Here is a 19,794-nt window from a genome sequence, read left to right as displayed (position 1 = left end):
GGACCGGCGTTCGCAGGGGGATTGTCGGTCCGTCGGGCTCATGCCCTGCCATGGATCAGGCCCAGGAACGCCGTGACCATCACGCGGGCCGGAGAGGACAGGGCCGAAATCTGCCGGACGGAGTGACCCTGCACCCTGGTGAAGGCCATCCCTTCTTCTTGGGCGTCCCCTCCCGGGGAGGTCGGGAAAGTCCCTCAGGACTTCTCGGGGTGCTCCGCCAGCCACTCCCGGTACGCCGAGACCGCGGTCGGAAGGGTCGGGAAGATGCGTTCCAGGCCGACGGCGTCGGTGAGACCGTAGGCGTTCAGGCTGTCCAGGAGGTCCTGCTTCACCCGGGCCAGGGCGAACAGGATGCCGCGGGTGGTGAGTTCGCGGCGGAGTTCGTCGACCGCGTCGAGGGCGGTGATGTCGACCTCCACGTTGGCCTCGGCGTTGAGGACGAACCAGTGGACGGGTTCGGTCTGTTCGTCGACGGCGGCCAGGGCGCGGTGGTGGAAGTCCTCTGCATTGGCGAAGAACAACGGTGAGTCGTAGCGGTAGACCAGGAGACCGGGGATCGTGCGGGCGGAGGGGTAGTCGTCGATGTCGTGCATGCCGGCCACGCCGGGCACCAGGCCCTCGATCGCGTCGTGCGGACGCGCCACGCGCGTGAGCAGTTCGGCCACCGACAGGCCGACAGCGACCAGCACTCCGTAGAGGATGTCCAGGGCGAGGACTCCGGCCAGGCAGCCGAGCGCGAGCAGCAGTTCGCGGCGGCGGAAGGAGGCCAGGCGGCGGAAGCCGGCGAGGTCGATCATGCGGATCCCCGCGTAGACGACCAGCGCGCCGAGCACCGCGGCGGGCGTCCGGGTGAGAAGGGGGCTGAGGAACAGCAGTACGGCCAGCACCAGGGCACCGGCGAACAGCGAGTAGGCCTGGCTGCGGGCGCCCGCCGAGGTGGCCAGGGCGGTGCGGCTGGCGCTGCTGCTCACCGGGAAGCCGTGCAGGGCGCTCGCGCCGAGGTTGGCGGTACCCAGGGCCAGGAACTCCTGGTTCGCGTCCAGTCCGGGGCCTTCGTCCGGGCCCCGGCCGACGAAGGCGCGGGCGGTGAGGATGAAGTCCGTGTACGCCACCAGCAGGACGCCGAGCGCGGGCAGGACCAGGTGCGGGATCTCGGTGAGGTCCGGCATGGCGAGGTCGGGCAGTCCTGACGGGACCGTGCCGATGACCTTGATGCCGTAACGGTCGTCGAGGTCGAAGGCCACCACGGCCGCCGTGCCCAGGACCACTGCCAGGAGCGGGCCGGGAAGCATTCGGACGTATCGCGTCACGAGAAGGAGGAAGACCAGAGTCACGGCCGAGAAGACGACGGTGGCCGGATCGATCTCTCCCAAGTGCGCCAAGAACGACCAGAGCTGGGGGAAGAACTCGGTTCCCGTGATGCGTACGCCGGTGAGTTTGGGCAGCTGGTCCACCATCATGATCAGGGCCACGCCGGCCAGGTAGCCGATCAGCACCGGGCGGGAGAGAAGGTCCGCGAGGAAGCCGAGGCGTACCGCCCGCGCGATCAGGCAGAGCAGGCCGACCGTGGCGGCCAGGCCGGCCGCCAGTACGGCGTACCGGCCGGGGTCGCCGGCGGCGAGCGGGGCGACCACGGTGGCCGTCATCAGGGCGGTCGTCGACTCCGGGCCGACCGAGAGCAGCCGTGAGGAACCGAACAGGGCGTACAGGGCCAGGGCGGGCAGGATCGCCCAGAGGCCGGCGACCGGAGGCAGCCCTGCGACCCCCGCGTACGCCATGACCTGCGGCACCAGATACGCGGCGACGGTCACACCGGCCAGCAGGTCACCCCGCAGCCAGGCACGCCGGTAGCCGAGCAGCGAGGCGAGGCCGGGCGCCGGCCGGTGCCACCCCGGACGTTCGCCTCTCCCGTCGGTCATACGCCGCCTTCCGCCTGGTGCTCCCAGCATCCACCGGACCGTACCGGGCCGCGGCACAAACGCCGTGCACATGCCGAACAGGCCCAGCGGACAGGGCCGTTCAGCCCAACCGGTGCGGACCTTCGGCATCCGGCGCGGGCGTTCACGCACCACGAGAGTAAAGGGCGTCAGACAGCGAACGGCCCCTCCCCCGGCTCCCTGAAGGGATCACCACCATGGCCGTGCACGAGCACTCTCACCGTGGCTCCGGCTTCCACCTGCCGTCCTTCCTCCGGCCTCGGACCGCCACCGCCTCCGGCTCCGCGGTGGCGGCGGTGACCGGCACGCACACCGCGCGGGCCTACGTCTTCGGGTCCCTGCGGCTGCTCACCGGGTTCGTCTTCCTGTGGGCGTTCCTCGACAAGACCTTCGGCCTCGGTTACGCCACCCCGTCCGGCAAGGGCTGGATCGGCGGCGGCTCGCCGACCAAGGGCTTCCTCAGCTCCGTCGCCGCCGGCCCGCTGGAGTCCACCTTCCACTCCTGGGCCGGTGACACCTGGGCCGACTGGCTGTTCATGCTCGGTCTCCTCGGCGTCGGCGTGGCCCTGACCGCGGGCGTCGCGCTGCGCCTGGCCGCCGTCGCGGGCACCGCGATGATGGCGCTGATGTGGACGGCCGAGTGGCCGCCCGCCAAGCACCTCTCGGACGGCTCCGTGAGCATGTCCAGCAACCCGTTCGCCGACTACCACCTCATCTACGCCGTGGTCCTGATCGCCTTGGCCGTCGCGGCCGCCGGCGACACCCTCGGCCTGGGCCGGTTGTGGGCCCGGCTGCCCTTCGTCCGCACCAGCGGGTGGCTGCGCTGAAGGCCCGCCGGGTGGCGGGACCGCCGTCAGTCCCGCCACCCGGAGCCGGGCAGGGGGTCGAACGGCCCCGGTGCGGGACTTGTGGCCCCTGCCCCCGGAACGTCCCGACGACGACTCTGGAACCGGATTCACCGAAGGAACCCGGTGGGATCCCTCACGCCAGGAGGTGCAGATCATGACCCGCACTGTCACCGTAGGACTCGACGGCTCGGCCGAGAGCCGGGCGGCTGCCGAATGGGCAGCCCGCGAGGCGGAACTGCGCGGTCTGCCGCTGAAGATCGTCCACGTCTGGGAACCGGTACCCGACCCCATGGCACAGGCCCCGCTGCTCGGCCCCGAGACCCACCAGCACTGGACCGGGCGAAGCGAGACGGGGGTACCCCAGGCCGAAGGCTGGGGGAGCATTCCGCGGGAGTCCGCGGAGGGCCTGCGGCTGCGCCACGCCGGCATCGAGGTGATCAGCGAGCAGGTGTCCGGCAACCCTGGTGAAGTCCTCGTCGAGGCGTCGAAGACCGCCTCCCTCCTCGTCCTCGGGTCCCGGGCCCTCGGCGGTGTCGGCGGTTTCCTGGTCGGCTCCGTCGGCCTGAGCGTCGTGGCCCACACCGAGAGCCCTGTGGTGCTGGTGCGGGCCGGAGAGCAGGCCGCCGACGAGCACCGGATGGACCCGGCGGGCATCCCGTCCGCCGCGACCCCCTTCCGGCCCGTCGTCCTCGGCCTCGACATCGACCACCCGGACGAGACACTGATCGAGTTCGCCTTCGACGCCGCCCTGCGCCGCGCCACGTCGTTGCGGGTCGTGCACGCCTGGTTCCCGCCCCCGTACTACGCGTACGGGATGCCCGTGAACCAGCCCCTGTACGAGGCCCTGGCCCTGGAGCGGTCCCAGGCCCTCGCCGAGGTGCTCAGCCTCTGGCGGCTGAAGTACCCGGATGTCGCGACGACCGAGGAGTCCCGCTGCGGCAGCGCCGCCGAGCAGCTCGTCGAGGCGTCGCGAGAGGCCTCGCTGGTCGTCGTCGGCCGGCGGATCCGCCGCGCTGCCCTGGGCGCGCACATCGGCCATGTCACCCATGCCGCCCTGCACCACTCCCCCGCCCCCGTCGCCGTCGTAGCCCACGGCTGACCCACCCTGAGGAGAGAACAGATCATGAAGGCAGCGGTCGTACGAGCCTTCGGCGAGCCCCCGGTCATCGAGGAGCGCTCCGGCCCCGAGCCCGGCCAGGTCGGCACCCGGCACGATCTCACCGAGGTGTTCCAGCCGCACGCTGCCGGACAGACCCAGGTCATCCGCGAGACCCGCCCACCGGCCTCCGTCGACGAGTCCTTCGACGAGGTGCTGCGCGGCCAGGTCAACGCCCGGATCGTTTTCGACCTCGGCGCGGGCCGGTGAGCACCATGGACCTGCCGGTCGTCGTCGGGGTCGACGGCTCCGAGTCCAGTCTGCGAGCCGTCGACTGGGCGGCCGATGAGGCCGTCCTGCGAGGTCTGCAGCTCCGGTTGGTGTACGCCTCGCTGTGGGAGCGGTACGAGGGCGAGTCGCTCACCGACGACCTGACCAAGCCGTCGGACGAGGTGATGGCCGAGGACGTCGTCGCCGTCGCCGCTCAGCGGGCCCACCGCCGGCAGCCCGGGCTGAAGGTCACCACCGACGTCCTGCCGGAGGAACCGGAGTACGCCCTTGTCCGGGAGAGCCGCGACGCCGAGGCGCTGGTGCTGGGTTCCCGGGGACGCAGCGGTTTCGTCGAGATGCTGCTTGGCTCGGTCGGCCTGACCGTCGCCGCGCAGGCCCGCTGCCCTGTGATCGTGCTCCGTGGCAGCCACGACAACCAGGTTCGTTCCGGGGCCGGGGGCCGGATCGTGCTCGGCGTCGGCGGTCAGGAGGCGGTGCGCTTCGCCGTCCGGGAGGCCGGGCTGCGAGGCGCCGAGGTCGACGCCGTACGTGCCTGGCGGTGTCCGGCGCACGAGAGCACCGACCACCCGTTGCTGTCCGGGGAACCCGCCCGACTGCACGAGCAACAGGCCATGGACACGCTGGAGGAGGCGCTGCGCGACGTACCGGAGGAGGTGCGCGTGCACCGGCAGACCGTCGAGGGCCCCGCCCGCCAGGTACTGCTGGCCGCCTCCCACACGGCCGACCTGCTGGTGGTGGGCGCCCGGCGCACCACCGGGCACCTCGGGCTCCAGCTCGGCCGGGTGGCCCACGGCGTCCTGCACCACGCCGCGTGCCCGGTCGCCGTCGTACCCGAGCGGACGTGACCGCGATGACCGGCTGCTCAGAGACTCGCCGCGTGGTCGGGGACGTAGGTCTGCAGATCCCGCGGCGGTCGCTCGTAGCCGGTCGACGGCGGCCGCTTCGGGAGCTTCAGCACCGGCGGCGGCACGTCGTGGTACTGGACGGTCGACAGCAGGTGGGCGATCATGTTCAGCCGCGCCCGGCGCTTGTCGTCGCTCTCCACGACGTACCAGGGCGCCTCGGGGACGTCGGTGTGCACCAGCATCTCGTCCTTGGCCCGGGAGTAGGCCTCCCAGTGGGTGATCGACTCCAGGTCCATCGGCGACAGCTTCCAGCGCCGCAGCGGGTCCGCCAACCGCTTGCGGAACCGCTCCTGCTGCTCGGTGTCGCTCACCGAGAACCAGTACTTGCGCAGCAGGATCCCCGACTCGACCAGCATCCGCTCGAAGATCGGGCAGTGCCGCAGGAAGAGCTGGTACTCCTCCTTCGTACAGAAACCCATCACGTGCTCGACACCGGCCCGGTTGTACCAGGACCGGTCGAACAGCACGATCTCCCCGGCGGCCGGCAGGTGCTCCACGTACCGCTGGAAGTACCACTGGGTGCGTTCGCGCTCGGTGGGCTTGGGGAGCGCCGCGACCCGGGCGATACGCGGGTTGAGGTTCTCCGTCACCCGTTTGATCGTGCCGCCCTTGCCGGCCGCGTCCCGCCCCTCGAAGATCACCACAAGACGTGCCCCCGTGGCCCGCACCCACTCCTGCAGCTTCGCCAACTCCGCCTGCAGACGCATCAGTTCCGCTTCGTACACCTTGCGCGGCAGCTGCGCCGCCTTCTTGCCGGCCATGCCGCCTCCACCACCCGATGACTGACTCACGGAGCCATCTCATGTCCAAGGTCGAACACCAGGACGCCACCGTACTTTCCGACGACGAACTGCGCACCCTGGACGCCCACTGGCGTGCCGCCAACTACCTCGCCGCGGGCCAGATCTACCTGATGTCCAACCCGCTGCTCACCGAACCGCTGCGGCCCGAGCACATCAAGCCCCGGCTGCTCGGCCACTGGGGCACCTCACCGGGCCTGAACCTCGTCTACACCCACCTCAACCGGGTGATCAAGGCCCGCGGACTCGACGCGCTGTGCGTGTGGGGGCCGGGGCACGGGGGTCCGTCCGTGCTGGCCAACTCCTGGCTGGAGGGCAGCTACAGCGAGACCTACCCGGACGTGTCGCGCGACGGGGAGGGGATGGGCCGGCTCTTCAGGCAGTTCTCCTTCCCCGGTGGTGTGCCGAGCCATGTGGCTCCGGAGACGCCCGGCTCGATCCACGAGGGCGGCGAGCTCGGCTACTCCCTCGCGCACGCCTACGGCGCCGCCTTCGACAACCCGGACCTGCTGGTCGCCTGCGTGATCGGCGACGGCGAGGCGGAGACCGGGCCGCTGGCCGCCTCCTGGCACTCCAACAAGTTCCTCGACCCGGTCAACGACGGCGCCGTGCTGCCGATCCTGCACCTCAACGGCTACAAGATCGCCAACCCGACCGTGCTCTCCCGGGTCCCCGAGGCCGAACTCGACTCGCTGCTGCGGGGATACGGCCACGACCCGATCCATGTCACGGGAGACGACCCGCGCGAGGTCCACCGCGCCATGGCCGCGGCGATGGACGACGCCCTGGACAGCATCGCCGTCATGCAGCGCTCGGCCCGCGAGGACGGTGTCACCGAGCGGGTGCACTGGCCGATGATCGTGCTGCGCACGCCCAAGGGGTGGACCGGCCCGGCCGAGGTGGACGGCGTGCCCGTCGAGGGCACCTGGCGGGCCCACCAGGTCCCGCTCGCCGGCGTCCGCGAGAACCCCGAGCACCTGCGGCAGCTGGAGGCGTGGCTGCGGTCGTACCGGCCCGAGGAGCTCTTCGGCCCCGACGGGCGGCCGGTCGCCGACGTGCTCGCCTGTGTCCCCGGCGGTGCCCGGAGGCTGGGCTCGTCGCCGTACGCCAACGGCGGCCTGCTCGTCCGCGACCTGCCCCTGGCCGACGTCGACGAGTTCGCCGTCCCTGTGGACAAGCCGGGCACCACCCTGCACGAGCCCACCCGGGTCCTCGGCGACTTCCTCGCCCGGGTCATGAAGGACACCCGGCTGCGCCGGGACTTCCGCATCGTCGGCCCCGACGAGACCGCGTCCAACCGGCTCCAGGCCGTCTTCGACGTCAGCGGCAAGGCCTGGCAGGCAGAGCGGCTCCCCGTCGACGAACACCTCGAACACCACGGCCGGGTGATGGAGATCCTCTCCGAACACCTCTGCCAGGGCTGGCTGGAGGGCTATCTGCTGACCGGCCGGCACGGGCTGTTCTCCTGCTACGAGGCGTTCGTGCACATCGTCGACTCGATGGTCAACCAGCACATCAAGTGGCTGAAGACGTCCAGGGGGCTGGCCTGGCGCGCGCCCATCGCCTCGCTCAACTACCTGCTCACGTCCCATGTCTGGCGCCAGGACCACAACGGCTTCTCGCACCAGGACCCCGGCTTCGTCGACCATGTGCTGAACAAGAGCCCGGAGGTCGTACGCGTCTACCTCCCGCCGGACGCCAACACCCTCCTCTCCGTCGCCGACCACACCCTGCGCAGCCGCGACTACGTGAATGTGATCGTGGCGGGCAAGCAGCCCTGCTTCGACTGGCTGTCCATGGACCAGGCCCGGGTGCACTGCGCGCGCGGCGCCGGCATCTGGGAGTGGGCCGGCACGGAGAACGGCTCCCGCGAGCCCGACGTCGTCCTCGCCTGCGCCGGCGACGTGCCCACCCAGGAGGTCCTCGCCGCCGCCCAGCTGCTGCGCCGGCACCTGCCGCAGCTGGCCGTGCGGGTGGTGAACGTCGTCGACATGACGAGGCTGCTGCCCAAGGAGGAACACCCGCACGGGATGACCGACTTCGAGTACGACGGCCTGTTCACCACCGACAAGCCGGTGATCTTCGCCTACCACGGCTACCCCTGGCTGATCCACCGCCTCGCCTACCGCCGCACCGGCCACGCCAACCTGCATGTCCGCGGCTACAAGGAGTCCGGCACCACTACCACGCCGTTCGACATGGTCGTCCGCAACGACCTGGACCGCTACCGCCTGGTCATGGACGTCATCGACCGCGTCCCCGGCCTCGCCGTGCGCGCCGCCGCCGTACGCCAGCAGATGGCCGACGTACGAACCCGCCACCAGGCCTGGATCCGCGAGCACGGCACCGACCTGCCCGAGGTCGCCGACTGGACCTGGGCGGGCTGAGCACCCGCGGACTCTGAGAGGGGACCGTCCCATGACCGGACCTGTGTTGGTCACCTACGGCACCAAGAACGGATCGACGGCCCACATCGCCGAATCGATCGCCGACACCCTGCGCGAGAACGGGCTGACCGTCGAGACCATGCGAGCCACGTCCGTGCCCTTCGTGGACCGGTACGACGCGGTCGTGGTCGGCGGCGGACTGTACGCCGGCCGCTGGCACAAGGACGCCCGGACGTTCATCCGCCGCCACCGCCAGGACCTCGCCGAACGACCCGTGTGGTTCTTCAGCAGCGGCCCGCTCGACACCTCCGCCTCCGAGCGGGACATCCCACCCGTGCGGGGGGTGCGCCGCTCGATGCGGTCCCTGCACGCACGGGGCCACGCCACCTTCGGCGGCTGCCTCGACGGTGACGCGGACGGCTGGCTGGCCCGCAGGATCCTGCGCTCCGGAAAGGGCGGGGACTTCCGGGACTTCAAGGCCGTGGCGGCGTGGGCGTCCGGGATCGCCGGGGAGTTGAAAGGCTGACAGGACTCGCCGCGCCTCAGCCTCGACCGAAGCCGCAGATCATGAGCCCATTTCGAGCGGGCCCCGCCAGATGGTCCCGGCGGGGCCCGCTCGAGCCATACGAGTGCGGGCGGCGTGATGACGCCGATATGACGTGAACTCCAGGGTCCTCGGCTACCGATCCGCCGATGTGATGCGGCGCCCCGTGAGGCTTCTGGGCCGGATCGACACCCACATCGCGCGCTCGCCGCCCGCCCATGGTGTGGCGTGGGCGTTCTGAACGAGCCTGCGTACCGCCTCGGGATCCGTCACGATGCTCGCCCGCCCGACGGCGAGTACGCTCCAGCCCACGCTCAGTGCCTCGTCCACACGGTCGACCTCGAAGGCGACCTCCTCGTCCACCACCGTCGCGGTGACGGACTCGGGCGCGGTCCGGAAGACGATGGCGCCCTCGATGACGTCGTAGTTGACCGGGACGACCGCCGGGTGACCGTCCGGCGTCGAGACCGTGACGCGTCCGACCCCGTGGGTGGAGAGCAGGGCCCGGCATTCCTCCGGGGCGAGGTCCTCCAGCCGTGGGTGGAGCAGGGCGTGTCCCTGGCCGGGCGGGAGGTCGACGCCGGCGTTGTACAGCGCGCTGACGCTGGTGCCCAGCGCCTCGGCCAGCCTGATGACGGTCCCCAGGGCCGGGGCCGTGGGGTGCTGCTCCAGACGGGCCAGGTATTCGGGGGCCATACGGGCCCGTGCGGCCGTCACTTCTCGGCTGAGGCCCCGCCGTCGCCGTTCCGCGGCCATCCACCCGCCGAAGTCTCCGGGACTGGCGGCCCCGCCCGATGGCGGAGGCGCGGACAGGTTCTCCGCCTCACCCGCGTTCCCCGGTGATCCGTGGTGGGAACCGGGCGGTCCGGGGCCGAGAGGGTGGATGTGCGCGTCGGGCCCGGGAAAGACCAGCGTGATCTCGCCCGAATCCGACCAGCGCACGTCGTAGGGGGGCGTGCCGTCCTCGTGGTGGAGGCCGATGATCTCCCCGTCGCGCCTGGTGGCGCCCGTGGCCGGGCTTTCGATGACGAGTTGGTCGCCGAGGTGAGCTCGCATGGTCGCCGCCCTCTCCTCAGAGTGGTGCTGTCTCCACCCTGCCACGCGGGACACGGCACAGCGCGGGCGGGAACGGCCACCGCGTTGCGGCACATGTGCGTGCCGTCGGTGGTGTGGGCGGTGGCGTTCGGATTGCCTGGGAGGGTCCGGCCGTGACACCTCCGGAGGTGGCAGCCGCCCGAGTACCGGGCCATGGGCCGACCAGGGACCACCATGGGGCGGCCCGGGACCAACTCCGCTGCTGACAGGGGCCGTTCAGCCCATAGCGGGAGAGGGGCAGGCGACCGCGACGGAGGCTGGTCCCGATAAGTCCTTGCCGCCGAGGGCCTCGCCGAGGCCGGGATACCACTCGAAGGCGCCACTGAGGCCCGTGCAGTGCAGCAGCCGCAGGAAGCCGCCGCCGGGCACGACGAGCCGGAGTCTGCCGAGGCGGGACCGGATCCGGTTGCGGGCCCGGCACAGCAGGCTGAGGCCTGTGCAGTCGATGAAGGAGACGAGGCTCAGGTCGAGCACCAGATCGGGCTCCGCACCGGCCGTCAGGGCGTCCAGGGCCGCGAAGAGGACCGGAACCGAGAGGAGATCTATGTCGCCGTGCAGAGTGACGACGGTGGTGCCGCCGTCGGTTCGTGCCGTGTGGTACGACGCGGACCTGGTGTGGTTGTCGTCCATGGACACACACAAGTGCAGTCGGCGGGTCGTACGGAAGGGCCGTTCGGCCCTCTTGGAACCATGGCGGCAGGGTCCGAACGGCACGTGTTCCGGTGCTCCCGCGCGCAGGGCCGTCCGGCGCGGGACGGAGTCCAAACGGCCCAAGCGGACCCGTTCGGGACAGGACAAGCTGGATCTGCGGGGCAATACCGGCAATACCCGGGCGCCCGGCCGGCACCCGCCGCCGACGTCCGCCGACCCCCGTGCCCCGCAGCGGACCAAGGACGGTGAGCGATCCCATGAAGGCCTTCGTCTTCCACGGCCCCGGGCAGTCCGCCTGGGAAGAGGTCCCCGATCCCGCGATCAAGGAGCCCACCGACGCCGTCGTGCGCGTGGACGCCGTCACGATCTGCGGGACGGACCTGCACATCCTCAAGGGCGACGTCCCCGAGGTACAGCCCGGCACGATCCTGGGTCACGAGGCCGTCGGCGAGGTCGTCGAGGTCGGCGGTGACGTACGGACGGTCCGGCCGGGAGACCGTGTCCTGGTCTCCTGCATCAGCTCCTGCGGGCGCTGCTCGTACTGCCGGGAGGGCATGTACGGCCAGTGCCGGGGCGGCGGAGGCTGGATCCTGGGCCATCTGATCGACGGCACCCAGGCCGAGTACCTGCGCGTTCCCTTCGCGGACCTGTCCGTCCACGCGCTGCCCGCCGCCGTCGACAGCAAGGACGCCGTCCTCCTCGCGGACATCTTCCCGACCGCCTACGAGGTGGGCGTCCTCAACGGCCGGGTGCGCCCCGGCGCCACCGTCGCCGTCGTCGGCGCCGGCCCCATCGGCCTCGCGGCGATCACCACGGCACGGCTGTTCGCGCCCGAGCGGATCGTCGCCGTGGACCTGGCCCCCGCCCGTCTGGAAGCGGCCAGGAGGTTCGGCGCGGACGCCGTCGCCGACGCCCGCGAAGCCCCGGAGCAGCTGATCGCCGACCTCACCGACGGGCTCGGCGCGGACGTCGTCATCGAGGCCGTCGGTGTACCCGAGACCTTCGAACTGTGCACCCGCATGGTCCGGCCCGGCGGACACGTCGCCAACATCGGCGTGCACGGCAAGCCTGCCACCCTGCACCTCGAAGACCTGTGGATCAAGAACGTGACCATCACCACGGGGCTGGTCGACACCCACTCCACCCCCACCCTGCTGCGGATGGCCGCCGCCGGCCGGCTGCCCACCGCACAGCTGGTCACCCACACCTTCCCGCTGGACCACATGGCCGAGGCCTACGACGTCTTCGCCCGGGCCGCCGACACCGGCGCGCTCAAGGTCGTGCTCGGCGGGGAGCAGCACGAGGTCGCCGTCCGCGGGACCTGACCCACGAGAGGAGGTGAGCGGTCATGACCGAACAGGTAGGGCCGAACACGGCAGAAGCACCGCCGCTGGGAGACCTGGGGCGCCGCCTGGCGGCCCGCCGCAAGGAACTCGGCCTCACCCGCGAGGAGACGGCCGAACGGGCCGGCATCGCACCGGGGTACCTCCGGTACCTGGAGGAACGCCCCGAGGCCACGCCGGGCACGGGCGCCCTGCTCAGGCTCGCGAACGTGCTGCACACCACCATGCCGCACCTCACCGGAGGCGACACCGAAGCCCCGTCCGGCGGAGCCAGGGCGGGCCACCACCCCCGATTCACCGAGTTGAACACCCTCGAATGCAGGGCACTGCTCGGTTCGCACGGTGTGGGACGCCTCGGAGTCGACACCGCGTGGGGCCCTGTCGTCGTGCCGGTCAACTACACCGTCGTCGACGGCGCGATCGTCTTCAGGACCGCGGACGACGCCACACCGGCCATGGCCCCGGGCTGCCAGGTTGCTTTCGAGGTGGACCGCATCGACGACGCCTTCAGCCAGGGCTGGAGCGTGCTGGTGCGCGGACCGGCACGCCGCGTGTGCGACACGGAGGAGGTGCGCCGGCTCTCCGCGTCGGTCCACAGCGCCCCGTGGGCGGGCGGCGAGCGTGAGCTGTGGGTGCGCATCGAGCCGCGCTCCGTGACCGGGCGTCGCATCACGGTCTGATCCGGGCCGTGCCGTGCGACGGAGCAGCCACACACCAACGCGGGACGAAGCGAGAGACGAGACGGCCGATGTATGCCAACGACGGATTCTGTGAACTCGACCGGCGGGAGTGCCTGAGACTGCTCGCCCGGGTGCCGGTCGGCCGGATCGTCCACACCCGGCACGCGCTGCCCGCGGTGCTGCCCGTCAACTTCGCCCTGGCCGGTGACGGAGGGGTGTTGCTGCGGACGTCCGCGGCCTCGGAACTGGTCCGCGCCATCGACGGTTCGGTGGTCGCGTTCGAGGCCGACGAGTTCGACGACGCCGCCCACTCCGGCTGGAGCGTCGTCGTGACCGGCACCGCGACCCTGGTGAGCGACCCGGGTGAGCACGAACGGCTGGTCCGTCACGGCCCGCGTTCCTGGGTTCCGTCCCCGCAGGAGGTCTTCGTGCGCATCGCGCCGGAGCTGGTCACCGGACGCCGGCTGACCGGCGGACGAACGATGTACGGCCTGGACCCTGTCTCCTGAATTTCCGTCATCGACCGCGCCAGGGACCGATGGGCCCACCGCGAGGACCTACGGTCCCGCCTGCCGCGGGCAACGCCTCCCTGGTGGTCGTCGGCCGCCGGGTCCGCCGGGCCCCGCTCGGCTCGGGCATCGGTCCGGTCACCGACGCGGTACTGCGCCACGCGGCCGCGCCTGTGGCGGTCGTACCGCACGACCGACCGCCGGACTGCGCCCCCTGAGGCCGTCGGCCGGGTCATCTCGGCGAGGTTCGCGCCCTTGCCGCCGAGCAGGCCGGCCATCTCGCGGCCGCCCTCCGCGACGTCGTACACGTAAGGGACCATGACGCGGTCTCCTCCGTCGCACTGCGGTGCCGGTGCGTCCCAGCGTCGAAAGACGGGGCATCACGGAGGCAGGTGCTGCGCGTCCCTTCGGCAGGGCCGATCGGCCCTGCCGAAGGGACGCTGACGAGTTGACCCGATCCAGGTGTCCACCCCGGTCGCCCCGCATTACGGTGGCACTGACCGGACCTGCCGGTGTACGAGTCGACGGGATCTGGAGGAGCGCGGTGGAGAGCCCTGAGGCGGCCCGCGTACGGCTGCCACAGCTGAGGCTGGACGAGCTGCTCGAGGAGCTGCAGGCGCGGCTGGACGCCGCTCGCGGCACCCGCGACCGGGTGCACCGCCTCCTGGAGGCGGTCCTCTCGGTCGGCCGGGAGCTGGACCTGGAGCAGGCCCTGCACAGCATCGTGGAGGCGGCGGCCGTGCTGGTCGACGCCGAGTACGCCGCCCTGGGCGTGATCGGGCCGGACGGCAGCCGGCTGTCGGCGTTCCACACGGTCGGCGTGAGCGAGGAGCAGATCGCCGCGATCGGACCGTACCCGGAGGGACACGGCATCCTGGGAGAGCTGATCCGCCACCCGGAGCCACTGCACCTGGCGAAGATCTCAGAACATCCCGCTTCGTACGGCTTCCCGCCGAACCACCCGCCCATGAACACCTTCCTGGGCGTCCCGATCCGGGTCCGCGACCAGGTCTTCGGCAATCTGTACCTGACCGAGAAGCGGGGCGGGGCACAGTTCGACGAGGACGACGTGTCGGTGACGTCCACACTGGCGGTGGCGGCAGGCGTGGCGATCGACAACGCCCGGCTGTACGAGGAGTCACGGCTGCGCGAGCGCTGGCTGCGGGCGAGCACGGAGATCACCCACAGCCTGATGTCCGGCAGCGAGGTCGCCGAAGCCCTCGGGCTGATCGCCGAGCAGGCCCGGGAGATCACCGGCTCGGCACTGGCGGCCGTCGCGACGCCGATGCCGGACAGCGACTCGCTCACCGTGGAGATCGCCGTCGGGATGGACGCGGACGAGCACCGGGGGCTGGTGCTGCCTCTCGGCAAGACCCTGATGGGCCTGGCGTTCTCCCGAGGCACCGCGGTGACCAGCGGGGATGTCGTCCACGACGAACGGGTCTCGCCCGAACCGCCGCGCTTTCGAGGGCTCGGCCCCGCCGTGGCCATCCCCATCGGCAGTGGCGAAGCCGGTGTGCGCGGCGTGCTGCTGCTGGCGCGTCAGGCGGGCGGCCCGCAGTACACCGGCCAGGAGACCGAGCCGCTCCAGGCCTTCGCGGCCCAGGCGGAGATCGCGATGGAGCTGGCGGACCGGCGGCGGGACGCCGAGGAGATCGCGGTGCTGCAGGACCGCGACCGGATCGCGCGGGATCTGCACGACCTGGCGATCCAGCGGCTGTTCGCCACCGGGATGACCCTGCAGAGCGCCGGGCGCTTCATCGAGCACACCGAAGCGTCCGAGCGGGTGCTGCGGGCGGTGGACGACCTGGACGAGACCATCAAGATCATCAGGTCGACCATCTTCGGGCTGCGGGCCCGCGAGGGCACCTCCGGCGCCGGACTTCGGGGCCGTGCCGTACGGGTGGTCGGTGAGGCGGCCCCGACGCTCGGTTTCGCGCCGAGCGTGCGCATGGAAGGCCTGATCGACACCGACGTACCCAAGAAGATCGCCGATCACGCCGTCGCCGTTCTCTCCGAGGCCCTGACCAACGTCGCCCGGCACGCCCGCGCCGACCGCACCGAGGTCGCTCTGACGACCGACGGACGCGAACTGGTGCTGACGGTCAAGGACAACGGCATGGGCATCCCGCCCGAAGGACGCCGCAGCGGTCTGCGCAACCTGGCGGAGCGGGCGGAGGAACTCGGCGGCCGACTGGAGTGGGACTGCCCCGAGGGCGGCGGTACGACGCTGGTGTGGCGGGTGCCGGTCGCGAAGCCGTAGCAGCCGCGCGGGACTGCCTCCCGTTCCCGGCCGGGGACGACCGGGACCGGGAAGGGGACCGTTGGGCCCATGTTTTTCGCGGACGGGTGACCGAGTCTGAGGGTGTCGGACCACGGCAGCCGAACCCTGGAGGTCGCCATGACGGGCACTCCACACGTCGTGAGCGACGTGATGACCCACACCGTCCTCGCCCTGCGCCAAGGCGCGGCCTTCAGGGACATCGTGAAGGCCCTGCAGCAGTGGCAGGTGAGCGCGGCTCCTGTCCTGGACGGCGACGGGCGCGTCGTCGGCGTCGTCTCGGAGGCCGACCTGCTGCGCAAGGAGGAGGCCCACGGCGATGCCCGGGACCGCCTGCCTCACCCCGCCCGCACCAAGGCCGCGGCGCTCACCGCCGAGGAGCTGATGACCGCTCCGGCCGTCACCGTCCGCCTGGAAGCCACGCTGCCCGAGGCCGCGCGCACCATGGCACTGCACGGCGTCAAGCGGCTTCCGGTGGTCGACGTGGACGGCCGGCTGAAGGGCGTGGTGAGCCGCGCCGACCTGCTGAAGGTGTTCCTGCGTGCCGACGAGGAGATCGCCGAGGAGATCCGGCGCGAGATCGTCCCGCATCTTTTCGCCGACTCCGCCGAACCGGTTGGCGTGCAGGTCAACGGCGGTGTCGTGACCCTCACCGGCCGTGTCCGGGACACCACGCTGGTGCCGGTGGCCGTCGGATGGGTGCGGAGCGTCGACGGAGTGGTCGCCGTGGAGTGCGCGCTGGCCGGCCCGCGCCACCGTCCGGACCTCGACCCCGATCTTCCCGACGCCGAGCGCTTCCCGCCGGACCGGGGCCGGCTACGACCGGGGGAAGTCGTGGGGTCACGGCGCGCTGGCCCACCGCCGACGGCCTCTCGACCACCGGCCTGACCCAGGCCCTCAGCAGTGAGGAGAGGGACGACCAGAGCCGGGGCAGGGCCGGTCGGCCCACGGCTGTGCCAACGCCCTGACATGAGGCTGGAGATGAGAATCCGAAAGGAAGAAGCAGACGAGTGGCATGATCGAGCGGCTGCGCGGTCGGCCGATGCTGCCCGGCGACCTGTCCGGCTGGGCCGCCGAGTCCGGCTTCCCCGGTCCCATCCGCGTGGAGGAGGAGTTCAAGGACGCCGCCTACGTGCTGTGGGCCGAACTCCCGGGCGCACACCGCCGCGCCGAGTCGTCAACGGGCACGGGACGGTGGTGTTTCCGTACGCCCAGGCATGTCAGCGCGGGTCGTTCCGCGGGGACATCGGCATGAGGCAGCAGCGGACGTCGACCACGCCCTCGACTGCGCGGGCCAGTTGCTCGGCCACCCGGGCCAACCCGTTGTCGTCGACCCACCCGGTGAGGCTGACGACACCTTCCGCAACCTCGACCTGCATGTGGTCGGCGGAGAGCGGGAAGAGACGGTCGACGACTTCGTGCCGCACCTCTTCGGCGAGTTCCTCGTCGTCCCGCAGGAACACCTTCAGCAGATCCGAGCGGCTGACGACGCCTTCGAGCACACCCTCGGCGTTGACGACGGGCAGCCGCTTGACCGTGCGCTGGGCCATGATGCGCGCCGCCTGGGCGAGCGTGGCGTTCGGATGCACGGTCACGGCGGGCGTGCTCATCAGCTCCTCGGCGGTCACCGCGCCGGCCTTCGCCAGGTCGTCGAGGCGCTGCCGCTGGGTGAACCGGTCCGGGTCGCTGTCCCGGAACTCCTCCTTCGGGAGCAGATCGGCCTCGGAGACGACACCGATCACCCGGCCCTCGCCCTCCAGCACGGGCAGGGCGCTGACCTTCCACTCCTCCATCAGGGTGACGACGTCCTTGAACGGGGCGTCGCGGCCGACGGCGGCGACTGAGCGGGTCATCACGTCGCCCACGGTGTGTGGTTTGCCGTGCATGATCTCCTCCTCGGGAGGACGGGCGGGGCCGAAGGGTCCCTGACCCCAGGGTGTGCCCGGCCAGGACCCGGCGCCACGGGCCGCCCGGACCTGGCACAGGGTCGTTCGGCCCTCGGCGCGGGCATTTCGCGCCCAAGGCCTCCCGAGCGCACGGCACCGTCCCCACACCCCCGCACGCCGGAGACCCACACTCCCTCAGCGCCGCCGCGCACCACCATCACTCCCGCCGCCGGCTGAAGGCCGTCACGCACGGCAGTCCTTCCTCCTTGCCGGGCGCCGAACTGTCCTTTCGGCCAGATGACGCCGCCGGTGTTCTTTCAGGTGGGAAATGGCGTGCACAGCAAGCGCCCTCAGCCGCCTGCGAAGAAGTCGAGGTAGGCCTGGGCCAGGACGGCCGGGTTCTCCAGGGCGATGTTGTGACCGGACGCGGGGATGACGGCGCCGCGGACGTCGCGGGCCACTTGCGCGAGCTGTCTGGACACTTCGTCCCCGAGATAGGCCTGCGCGCCGACGGCCAGGACCGGGCAGCTGATCGGGTCGGCGTAATGGGGGCGGTTCTGTTCGGCGTCGGTCTGGCGGGCGCGGTACATCTCCAGGATGGCCCTGGTGCCGCCCGGCTGCTCGGCCGAGTGCACCATTTCGTCGATGTCCTCCTCGGTCAGCGCGCTGGGGTCCCACATCTGGCGTCTGGCGTAGTACGTCCAGAAAGGCCGTTCCCTTCCGGCCAGCAGCAGCTCGGGCAGGTTCGGCAGGCTGAAGAAGCTGAAGTGCCAGCCGGTGCGGCCGTCGTCGGCGGCGAGCGAGGGGTCGTGTTCGCCGCCTGGCAGTCCTGGGCCGGCCGGCAATCCTGGTAGGAGCGTTTCCTGGAAGACCAGTTGCCGCACCCGGGGCCGGTGGAAGGCGGCGACGGCGTAGGCGATGGCCGCACCCCAGTCCTCGCCGACGACGCGGAACCGGTCGAAGCCCAGGTGGGTGGCGAGTTCGGCGACGTCACCGGCCATCGTGGCGGTGTCGTAGCCGGTCAGGGGGCGCTGGGAGCCGCCGAAGCCTCGGTTGTCGACCGCGACGACGGTGTAGTGCGGGGTCAGCAGCGGCACGACGTGGCGCCAGTACGACATGGTCTTCGGCACGCCGTGCAGCAGGAACACCGGCTCACCGGAGCCGCCGATCGCGTAGTGGATCTCCACACCGTTGACCTTGGGCTTGCCGTGTGCGAGCCGGACTCCGGCGTGGTCAGTGAGGTTCATCTCGGCGAACTCCTTCGTCTCTTCGGCCGTGCAGGCGCCGACCGGGCTGCGGATCTTCCGGAGTGGCATCTCTTTTCTGTGCCGTTGGGCCGGCGCCCACGGTCGGCATGGAAGTTCCGCCCCGTACAACCGCGCCTCCGTCGCCGCCGATGTCGCCCGCGTCGCGCCCGCCTCAGATGGAGTCCATCTGGCGATCAGATGGTCGCGGCATGAGCGCACCCGCAGCCGCGCCACTTGCGAGTCGACAGGTCCGCGTTGGTCAACAGGCGCCGGGTCAGCTGCCCGCGTGGTGGATACGCAGCAGCTGGTCGGCGAACCGCCGTGCTGCCGGGCTGGTCTCGCCCACCGAGGGCAGCATCAGGTAGATGTGTCTTTCCATACGCACGCCCTCGACCGTGATGAACCGCAGAACGCTGTCCGGTGCGGTGAGCACCGGGTACTGCAGGCCGACCGGAGCGAAGCCGATACCGACGCCCGCGCTGACCAGCTCGAGGAACAGTTCCCAGTCGCCGACCTCACAGGCGATGCGGCGCGGTGTTCCTTCGCCGGCGAACGCGGCGTCGCTCAACAGGCGAGCCGTCCATCCCGGGGGTACCTCGACGAACCGCTCGTCGGCGAGTTCCCTGATGTTGACCTCAGCCCGCTCCGCCAGGCGGTGATCAGCACGGCAGACGAGGTGCAGCTGCTCTCGCGCCAGGCGAGTCATCCGGACGCCCGGGACCTGGCCGACCGCCGGTCCGATCACGCAATCCAGTTCTCCCGTCTCGACCATCGAGATCATCGTCAATCCGGGCGCGTACCGCAGGCGCAGGTCGATGCCGGGATGATCGCGAGTGAACTCACCGAGATAGGAGGCGAACGGCACCAGATGCTGAGCGGAGAGCGAGACGCCGAGACGCAGGGTGCCGATGAGCACGTCACGGGTGTGGTGTACGGCCTGTTCCGCGTGCGCGGCGCTGGTCACGGTCCGGCGAGCCGGGCCCACCAGAGCCTCGCCGGCCGCGGTGAGCCGGACGGGCCTGGTTCCGCGGATGTAGAGGGGCGTACCGAGTTCGCGTTCGAGGGCCTGGAGCGAGTTCGACAGGCCTGACTGCACGATGAGCTCGCGCTTGGCGGCTCGGGTGATGCTGCGTTCCTCGACCAACGCCAGGAAGTGACGTAGCTGTCTGAGTTCCATCGGGCACCGCCTCCAGGACTGAATCGCAGCGCATCCGGCCAACTTTGATCTGCCAGACAGATGCACTGTATCTGTGCGCACTGCCGCCGGATCGCCATCGAAGTTCTGACGGGCGTG

The 19,794-nt window shown here is 71.2% G+C and carries 18 protein-coding genes and 2 pseudogenes; 13 read left to right on the top strand and 7 right to left on the bottom strand.

Going from position 1 to position 19,794, the window contains the following annotated elements:
- Positions 1-194 precede the first annotated feature (194 nt).
- On the bottom strand, positions 195-1,919 hold the full coding sequence (locus ACZ4N4_RS31860) for a SulP family inorganic anion transporter (protein ID WP_467595290.1): 1,725 nt from the start codon (positions 1,917-1,919) through the stop codon (positions 195-197).
- Between the two features lie 215 nt (positions 1,920-2,134).
- On the opposite strand from ACZ4N4_RS31860, the gene ACZ4N4_RS31855 reads away from it, so the two are divergent.
- From ACZ4N4_RS31855 to ACZ4N4_RS31840, 4 genes and pseudogenes are all read left to right on the top strand, one after another.
- Positions 2,135-2,764, top strand: a complete 630-nt coding sequence (locus ACZ4N4_RS31855; RefSeq protein WP_467595287.1) for a hypothetical protein — start codon at positions 2,135-2,137, stop codon at positions 2,762-2,764.
- Between the two features lie 175 nt (positions 2,765-2,939).
- Positions 2,940-3,884, top strand: a complete 945-nt coding sequence (locus ACZ4N4_RS31850) for a universal stress protein (RefSeq protein WP_467595284.1) — start codon at positions 2,940-2,942, stop codon at positions 3,882-3,884.
- Positions 3,885-3,983: 99 nt separating this feature from the next.
- A pseudogene (locus ACZ4N4_RS31845) lies at positions 3,984-4,151 on the top strand (zinc-dependent alcohol dehydrogenase); the annotation flags it as partial.
- A 5-nt stretch (positions 4,152-4,156) separates the two neighbouring features.
- Entirely contained in the window at positions 4,157-5,017 is an 861-nt protein-coding gene (locus ACZ4N4_RS31840; protein WP_467595814.1) for a universal stress protein, read from the top strand.
- Positions 5,018-5,034: 17 nt separating this feature from the next.
- Here the strand turns inward: ACZ4N4_RS31840 and ppk2 are convergent, their stop codons facing one another.
- Positions 5,035-5,838, bottom strand: a complete 804-nt coding sequence (gene ppk2 / locus ACZ4N4_RS31835) for a polyphosphate kinase 2 (RefSeq protein ID WP_453574862.1) — start codon at positions 5,836-5,838, stop codon at positions 5,035-5,037.
- A gap of 41 nt (positions 5,839-5,879) precedes the next feature.
- Between ppk2 and ACZ4N4_RS31830 the strand changes: the two genes are divergently transcribed.
- The gene (locus ACZ4N4_RS31830; RefSeq protein ID WP_467595281.1) at positions 5,880-8,264 is read left to right on the top strand and encodes a phosphoketolase family protein; all 2,385 of its coding nucleotides are present in this window, start codon (positions 5,880-5,882) and stop codon (positions 8,262-8,264) included.
- Between the two features lie 31 nt (positions 8,265-8,295).
- Positions 8,296-8,790, top strand: a complete 495-nt coding sequence (locus ACZ4N4_RS31825; RefSeq protein WP_467595278.1) for a flavodoxin domain-containing protein — start codon at positions 8,296-8,298, stop codon at positions 8,788-8,790.
- Positions 8,791-8,943: 153 nt separating this feature from the next.
- Here the strand turns inward: ACZ4N4_RS31825 and ACZ4N4_RS31820 are convergent, their stop codons facing one another.
- Both ACZ4N4_RS31820 and ACZ4N4_RS31815 read right to left on the bottom strand, forming a co-directional pair.
- A complete protein-coding gene (locus ACZ4N4_RS31820) occupies positions 8,944-9,864 on the bottom strand; it encodes a DUF1918 domain-containing protein (RefSeq protein ID WP_467595275.1) in 921 nt (306 codons plus the stop codon).
- 255 nt (positions 9,865-10,119) lie between these two features.
- The gene (locus ACZ4N4_RS31815; protein ID WP_467595273.1) at positions 10,120-10,533 is read right to left on the bottom strand and encodes an STAS domain-containing protein; all 414 of its coding nucleotides are present in this window, start codon (positions 10,531-10,533) and stop codon (positions 10,120-10,122) included.
- A gap of 278 nt (positions 10,534-10,811) precedes the next feature.
- On the opposite strand from ACZ4N4_RS31815, the gene ACZ4N4_RS31810 reads away from it, so the two are divergent.
- The 7 genes and pseudogenes from ACZ4N4_RS31810 to ACZ4N4_RS31780 all read left to right on the top strand — a co-directional run bounded on the left by ACZ4N4_RS31810 (position 10,812) and on the right by ACZ4N4_RS31780 (position 16,622).
- Positions 10,812-11,879 (top strand): zinc-dependent alcohol dehydrogenase family protein, encoded by a 1,068-nt coding sequence (locus tag ACZ4N4_RS31810; protein ID WP_467595812.1) that lies wholly within the window; start codon positions 10,812-10,814, stop codon positions 11,877-11,879.
- A gap of 23 nt (positions 11,880-11,902) precedes the next feature.
- Positions 11,903-12,577 carry a helix-turn-helix domain-containing protein gene (locus tag ACZ4N4_RS31805; RefSeq protein WP_467595271.1) on the top strand — a complete coding sequence of 225 codons (675 nt, stop codon included), beginning with the start codon at positions 11,903-11,905 and terminating at the stop codon, positions 12,575-12,577.
- Positions 12,578-12,645: 68 nt separating this feature from the next.
- Entirely contained in the window at positions 12,646-13,086 is a 441-nt protein-coding gene (locus ACZ4N4_RS31800) for a pyridoxamine 5'-phosphate oxidase family protein (RefSeq protein WP_467595268.1), read from the top strand.
- Positions 13,087-13,154: 68 nt separating this feature from the next.
- Positions 13,155-13,304, top strand: a pseudogene (locus tag ACZ4N4_RS31795) (universal stress protein); the annotation flags it as partial.
- A 326-nt stretch (positions 13,305-13,630) separates the two neighbouring features.
- Positions 13,631-15,349: a sensor histidine kinase gene (locus tag ACZ4N4_RS31790; protein ID WP_467595265.1), complete on the top strand. Its 1,719-nt coding sequence runs from the start codon at positions 13,631-13,633 to the stop codon at positions 15,347-15,349.
- A 138-nt stretch (positions 15,350-15,487) separates the two neighbouring features.
- Positions 15,488-16,255, top strand: coding sequence for a CBS domain-containing protein (locus tag ACZ4N4_RS31785; protein ID WP_467595262.1), 768 nt, complete (start codon positions 15,488-15,490; stop codon positions 16,253-16,255).
- A 127-nt stretch (positions 16,256-16,382) separates the two neighbouring features.
- Positions 16,383-16,622, top strand: a complete 240-nt coding sequence (locus ACZ4N4_RS31780) for a hypothetical protein (RefSeq protein WP_467595260.1) — start codon at positions 16,383-16,385, stop codon at positions 16,620-16,622.
- Here the strand turns inward: ACZ4N4_RS31780 and ACZ4N4_RS31775 are convergent.
- The 3 genes from ACZ4N4_RS31775 to ACZ4N4_RS31765 form a co-directional block, all read right to left on the bottom strand.
- Positions 16,588-17,253: a CBS domain-containing protein gene (locus tag ACZ4N4_RS31775; protein ID WP_453574844.1), complete on the bottom strand. Its 666-nt coding sequence runs from the start codon at positions 17,251-17,253 to the stop codon at positions 16,588-16,590. The genes ACZ4N4_RS31780 and ACZ4N4_RS31775 overlap by 35 nt on opposite strands.
- 350 nt (positions 17,254-17,603) lie before the next feature.
- The gene (locus tag ACZ4N4_RS31770; RefSeq protein ID WP_467595257.1) at positions 17,604-18,569 is read right to left on the bottom strand and encodes an alpha/beta fold hydrolase; all 966 of its coding nucleotides are present in this window, start codon (positions 18,567-18,569) and stop codon (positions 17,604-17,606) included.
- A 205-nt stretch (positions 18,570-18,774) separates the two neighbouring features.
- Positions 18,775-19,677 (bottom strand): LysR family transcriptional regulator, encoded by a 903-nt coding sequence (locus tag ACZ4N4_RS31765; protein ID WP_453574840.1) that lies wholly within the window; start codon positions 19,675-19,677, stop codon positions 18,775-18,777.
- Positions 19,678-19,794 lie beyond the last annotated feature (117 nt).

Source organism: Streptomyces sp. NPDC026538 (assembly GCF_055567535.1).
This window is presented reverse-complemented; position numbering and strand designations above follow the sequence as displayed.